The sequence below is a fragment of the Aeromonas sp. HMWF014 genome (assembly GCF_963878295.1).
Taxonomy (GTDB): Bacteria; Pseudomonadota; Gammaproteobacteria; order Enterobacterales; family Aeromonadaceae; genus Aeromonas; species Aeromonas popoffii.
In genome coordinates this window covers 1-5,531 of sequence record NZ_CAWNYS010000188.1, presented here as the reverse complement: position 1 = coordinate 5,531, position 5,531 = coordinate 1, and the positions used below count along the sequence as shown (strand labels likewise).

The window sequence follows — 5,531 nt, the reverse complement described above, 5'->3', positions numbered from 1 at the left end:
GGTGACTATGTCATCTTTTTCGCCCTCGAACGCCTCTTCCAGCTCTATTTGCATGCCGTGGGCCGAGATGTCGCGGGTCCAACCAAGCCAGGCCCGCCCGTTGTGCTTGATGGCGACGGCTGTCTTGTGGATGTAGCGTGCCTCTTTGCGCAACTGCACATAATGCAGCGTCTCGATCTCGAAGGGGGCGGCCCCAAGATCATGGCCGAAGCGCTGCAGTTCGTTGGCATTATTGCTGAACTCCCCCTCTTGGCGGAACTCCTCGCGCAGGGATTCCTGACTGATGTCTTGCAGCAGGCCGCAGTAGCCGATCTGCTTGAGCCGTTCGAGCAGCAGGATGTCTTGCAGCTGTGGATTCTCGAGCCCTTGCAACTGGCCGACGTCAGCTTCCCGTAACTCGCATGCCTCCAGCGAGAATTTGTAGACACGCCAGCTGGGGCGGCGGGAGCCTACCTGGAAAAAGAGCGCAGTGAGGCCGCTCTGGCGCAGCTCCTCGGCGGTGGCCGAGAAGAAGTAGATATGGCTGCGCACCGTATGGGTAAAGCAGTAGATGAGCGTCTCTACAGTAGTGCCGGGGGCCGGGCAGAGCTGTTTCATTCGCTCGGCACTGAAGAGCCCCGCCAGTGCGTCACGGTTCTTTTCGTCTCGCCAGTACTCTAGTAGATGCTGGTTGTTCTCGGTACGCAGGGCAATCTCGAGGTTGGGGTTGTCACCAGTGCCGAAGAAGAGCGGCATGCCAGTCATCCGTGGCAGGTAAAACTGCTCATATCCCTTGATGATGGCGGCGGAAAGCAGATAGTCGACGCTGACTCGATAACGGATCTTGTTGGCGTCGATAAAGTCGCTGAGGAAGGCATCGAATGCTGGCTGTTCACCCGATCGCACCAGCCGCAGCCAATATTTTCCCTCTTTGCTCTCTTCGCCGAGGATCTGGTAGCCGACCGGCTGGTGCAGCACCGGATTGGGGGTATCCCGCTCCAGCCCGGTGAAGAAGACCTCGACCTGCGCGCCGGTGTGATAGCTGGGCAGATAGGGCACCGATACCCGCATCCCACCCAGCGAGAGATCGGAGCTCTTGGCGAACAGCTTCTCCCCATCCTGAAACTTGATCAGCACCGGCGAGCTGAAGTGCATCCGCTCCTGACGTCGGCCGTAGTAGCTGGCGAAGGGGATGGGATTGACATCGTATTGGCGAAACGGGCTGGCAGGGGGGGGCAAGGAACCGTCACCCTTGCTCTGGGGGTGTTTCTGCCAATGTTGCAGCGCCTCGTTGACACCCAGGGTGTAGGTATCCCGGTAGAGATAGCACTGGGACTGAAACAGGCCTATGGCCTCGGCCGGCATGAAGTGGGTGATCCCTTCAAACTCATGGACCAGGCACTCTTCGCCCAGCTCGTCGCGCATGTCGATGACACGCCGGCAGGGGGTGCATTTGCGCTTTATCTCCATCTTGAGCAGGAAACGGCGGTTGCTGTTTTCGTCCTGCGTCAGGCGATTGAAGATGTCATCGAAATCTTTTTCTCTGAGCAGAGGAATGAGCTGTTCAATCAGGTGCTGTTGTTGTTCTGAATCCATGTGTTCCTGCCAAGGAAAGTCACTTTTCCGATTCTGGGTTTGATCTGTCGGTCGCAAACAAGTATATCAAGCAGGAATTCATCCTGTCCCCGAGTTATCCATGGCCAAAAATAAAACTGCCTATGTTTGTACCGAATGTGGTGCCGACTTCACACGCTGGCAAGGCCAGTGCGGCGAATGCAAGGAGTGGAACACCATCACTGAGGTGCGTCTTGGCTCAGTGACGCCGGGCAAACATGCCCGCTACACCGGCTACGCCGGCGCCATCGGCAGTCAGGTTCAGACGCTGGCGGAGATCGCCACCACAGAGATCCCCCGTTTTTCTTCCGGTTTCAAGGAGCTGGATCGGGTGCTCGGTGGCGGCGTTGTGCCAGGTTCGGCCATTCTGATTGGCGGCAATCCGGGGGCGGGCAAGTCTACCCTGCTGTTGCAGACCATGTGCGGTCTGGCTGAGCGGATGAAGACCCTCTATGTGACTGGGGAAGAGTCGCTGCAGCAGGTGGCGATGCGTGCCAGCCGGCTGGGGCTGCCTACCGACAAGCTGCGCATGCTGTCCGAGACCAGTGTCGAGCAGATTTGCATCATAGCTCAGCAGGAGCAGCCGCAGATCATGGTCATCGACTCCATCCAGGTGATGCATGTGGCCGATGTTCAGTCATCTCCCGGCTCCGTTTCCCAGGTGCGGGAAGCCGCGGCCCTGTTGACCCGTTACGCCAAGCAGAATCACGTTGCCATCTTCATGGTGGGCCATGTGACCAAGGATGGCACCCTGGCGGGTCCCAAGGTGCTGGAGCACTGCGTCGACTGTTCTGTATTGCTGGATGGCGCCAACGATTCGCGCTTTCGCACTCTGCGTTCCCACAAGAACCGCTTCGGTGCCGTCAACGAACTCGGTGTGTTTGCCATGACGGGGCAGGGCATGCGCGAGGTGAGCAACCCTTCCGCTATCTTCCTCAGCCGGGGTGAGGAGCAGGCCCCCGGCTCCATCGTCATGGTGATCTGGGAGGGTACCCGACCGCTGCTGGTGGAGCTGCAGGCACTGGTGGACTACTCCCAGCTATCCAACCCGCGCCGGGTGGCCGTGGGGATGGATCACAACCGTCTCGCCATGCTGCTGGCTGTACTGCATCGTCATGGCGGGCTGCAGATGGCGGATCAGGATGTCTTTATCAACGTGGTGGGGGGCGTCAAGGTTGAAGAGACCAGTGCGGATCTGGCCCTGTTGCTGGCCATGGTTTCCAGCTTTAGAGATCAGGCCTTGCCCAAGGATCTGGTGGTGTTTGGTGAGGTGGGCCTGTCCGGCGAGATCCGGCCAGTACCGTCCGGTCAGGAACGGCTGCAGGAGGCCGCCAAGCACGGTTTCCGCCGTGCCATAGTGCCTCATGCCAATGCGCCCAAGCACCCTATCGAGGGGATGGAAGTGGTGCCGGTGAAAAAACTGGCAGATGCGCTGGAAGCCTTGTGACCATTGATGCAGCCGCGTTTTAAAACGTGGATGTAACAGATCTCGGCAATCAATCCAAGCAATAAAAAGAGCGCCATCGGCGCTCCTTTCTATTGCATCTGGAGGGCTTCTCAGGGATGAGGGTGTTCCAGATGCTCGTTCAGCAGTTGTTCCAGTTCACGATGGAGCAGCTCTTCATCTCCGACGTTGAGCTCTACCATCCGCTTGAGGTGGGTCGCACTGTCGATGTCGATATGGTGGCAGTAGAATCCCAGCTTCTTGCTGGCCTCATGGGTCAGTTCGACCTGCATCTTGATCTCGATGTCGCTGCCGCTCAGGACGAAGCCCAGTTCATACTCTTTGTTGTCGTTGCTCTCCCAGCCATCGGGCCGGATCAAGAGCGCCCCCTGGAGGGATATATCCACCAGCTGGGTACGCCATTTCTTATCGCCCTGGACGAGGTCGGCCATGGTCAAGTAGAGGATTCGTGAAAAACGGCGACGCTCGGACATTATCATCTCCTGTCAGCAATAGGGTTTGGTGCTAAAGGTCATAACAGAGTGTAATGTACCTTGCGCATCAGGATCTTGAACTGGCTCCGAAATTGGATATCAAACCTGTCGGGTGCTGAGTGATTCTACCACTTGCAACGCCTTGACCAGCCGATCCTCCTGTTTGAAGCGATCCTCCAGTACCGGGCCGAGTTGATTCAGATCTTCATCCAGCAGCAGCAACTGAGCCTCATCTGCGTTGCTGTACTTGTCGTTGAATTCCAGTGCGAATTCGGTGCATGCCCGAATATTGGGATAGATGCGCTTGGCCAGCTCCAGTTTGTCGCCGCTGGCTTTTTCGAAGGCGGTGACCACATGGTTGTAGATCTCGAAGTGGCCGGCGCTGACGTAATCGACCAGTTGCTCGCAGAAACGCTGCAGTTCGACATGGCCGGGGAGTGAGCGCTGTTTGGTGCGGGCGGGCGTCAGCCCGGCGAGCCGCATGTATTCAACCAGCAGAGCCTGCCTGGCATCCAGCCAGTCATCGATAGCCCGATGCTTTCCTGCCAATGCGCGTTTGGTTTGTTCCAGTTCAGTTAACATAATCCCTCCGTGGGGCATAGGCATAGAGTGCTATCGCTACAGGCCTCCGGCCTTTCTTATTGACTGACGACACTCCCTATAACTAGGGAAAATCCTGTTGACCGTCAATAGGTGTATGGGGATATTGTTACATCTGATGGTGTTTTGGCTACAAGACGCCATCACTTGCTCTCCTCTTCCAATCCATCGCGATAACGAAGGGGTGAGATTTGTGACTATTTCCGCAGATCTTGATGAAAACCCCAGCATTCAAGCCAACCTGGCTGATAAAGCCTTTGCCTGAGTGTTTTTTTTTGAATAGAGTGGCCCGGTGCTAAATGCCCGATCATAAAGGAAATGTTATGAACAAAGCTCAACTTGTCGATGCAATTGCCGCCAAAGCCGATCTGAGCAAAGCTCAGGCCAAAGTTGCTCTGGAAGAGATCATCAATGGTATTACCCAGAGCCTGAAAGAAGGCGATGCTGTGCAGTTGGTGGGTTTTGGTACCTTCAAGGTGAACCATCGCGCGGGCCGTACTGGCCGTAACCCGCAAACTGGTAAAGAAATCCAGATTGCAGCCGCGAATGTGCCGTCCTTTGTGGCAGGCAAGGCGCTCAAAGACGCCGTCAAGTAATCGTGTAAAACCCGGCGCCAGCCGGGTTTTTTATTGCCATCGTCAGCGGAATTTGTTTCAGATACACTCAAGATATGGCGTGCGCCGTAGTGAGGTGGATGATGGAACAGAAAAATGCCATTCGGCAGGTTGCCGTACCTTGGGCTCCGTCCCGCCAACTCCCCCCAGGCCTGGTTGTGGCCGAACTGCATCAGGATATCTGGAGTGACTCTCTGACCGTCATGCTGGGTCGGGCGCGAAGCATAGATCTGCCGCCCCAGATCCTGTGCCGGGTCTACTTTCGCCATATCTTCGCGGTGCGGGTCATGGAGGATTGCGATCTGTCGGAAGGCAAGGAGAGTCATGCCATCGAGGAGCAGATCCAGCTCATCACCCCGTCCCGTTTTGCCAGCTGGTTCCATCAGGAATCGGAGGGGCTTCATCTGGACGAGGATCTGCAGCACTATCGCATCTCGACTTGGGACTACTGTGCCGATGTGCTGACGTCATTTGCACCCGAACTGCAGTTTGTGGACAAGGGGGCGTAACGTCAGCGCGATGGCCACGCATAGAAAAGCCGGTAACACCAGGTGTTACCGGCTTTTTCATTGGTGGGCGGGAACGGGTTCAGGGTCAGCCCAGCTGCGGCTCCCTGTGCAGCCATAAACCTGTGAAGCGATACAGGATTATTCCACCGAGTCGGCGCTGGCGAATTCCGGCACCTTGCCCATGGCATCCAGTACGACCTGGATGCCGGCACCCGGTTTGCAGGCGTTTTCGCTCAGGTGACGACGCCAGGCACGGGCACCCTGCATGTTCTGGAAC

General features: G+C 56.9%; 6 protein-coding genes and 1 pseudogene. 3 read left to right on the top strand and 4 right to left on the bottom strand.

What is annotated here, in order from left to right; translation table 11 throughout:
• Window positions 1–1,575 (bottom strand): PilZ domain-containing protein (locus AAC083_RS07375; protein ID WP_108536202.1); only part of this gene is annotated, 1,575 nt, incomplete at its 3' end.
• Between the two features lie 100 nt (window positions 1,576–1,675).
• Here AAC083_RS07375 and radA point away from each other — a divergent pair.
• Window positions 1,676–3,040, top strand: a complete 1,365-nt coding sequence (gene radA / locus AAC083_RS07370) for a DNA repair protein RadA (protein WP_108536201.1) — start codon at window positions 1,676–1,678, stop codon at window positions 3,038–3,040.
• A gap of 110 nt (window positions 3,041–3,150) precedes the next feature.
• Here radA and AAC083_RS07365 read toward each other — a convergent pair whose 3' ends face one another.
• Window positions 3,151–3,531 carry a PilZ domain-containing protein gene (locus AAC083_RS07365; protein ID WP_042036182.1) on the bottom strand — a complete coding sequence of 127 codons (381 nt, stop codon included), beginning with the start codon at window positions 3,529–3,531 and terminating at the stop codon, window positions 3,151–3,153.
• Window positions 3,532–3,630: 99 nt separating this feature from the next.
• Window positions 3,631–4,113: a sigma D regulator gene (gene rsd / locus AAC083_RS07360; RefSeq protein ID WP_108536200.1), complete on the bottom strand. Its 483-nt coding sequence runs from the start codon at window positions 4,111–4,113 to the stop codon at window positions 3,631–3,633.
• A 341-nt stretch (window positions 4,114–4,454) separates the two neighbouring features.
• On the opposite strand from rsd, the gene hupA reads away from it, so the two are divergent.
• Entirely contained in the window at window positions 4,455–4,727 is a 273-nt protein-coding gene (gene hupA, locus AAC083_RS07355) for a nucleoid-associated protein HU-alpha (RefSeq protein ID WP_005305063.1), read from the top strand.
• A gap of 101 nt (window positions 4,728–4,828) precedes the next feature.
• The gene (locus AAC083_RS07350; RefSeq protein ID WP_108536199.1) at window positions 4,829–5,254 is read left to right on the top strand and encodes a hypothetical protein; all 426 of its coding nucleotides are present in this window, start codon (window positions 4,829–4,831) and stop codon (window positions 5,252–5,254) included.
• A 138-nt stretch (window positions 5,255–5,392) separates the two neighbouring features.
• On the opposite strand, the pseudogene AAC083_RS07345 reads toward AAC083_RS07350, so the two are convergent.
• A pseudogene (locus AAC083_RS07345) lies at window positions 5,393–5,531 on the bottom strand (tRNA dihydrouridine(20/20a) synthase DusA); the annotation flags it as partial.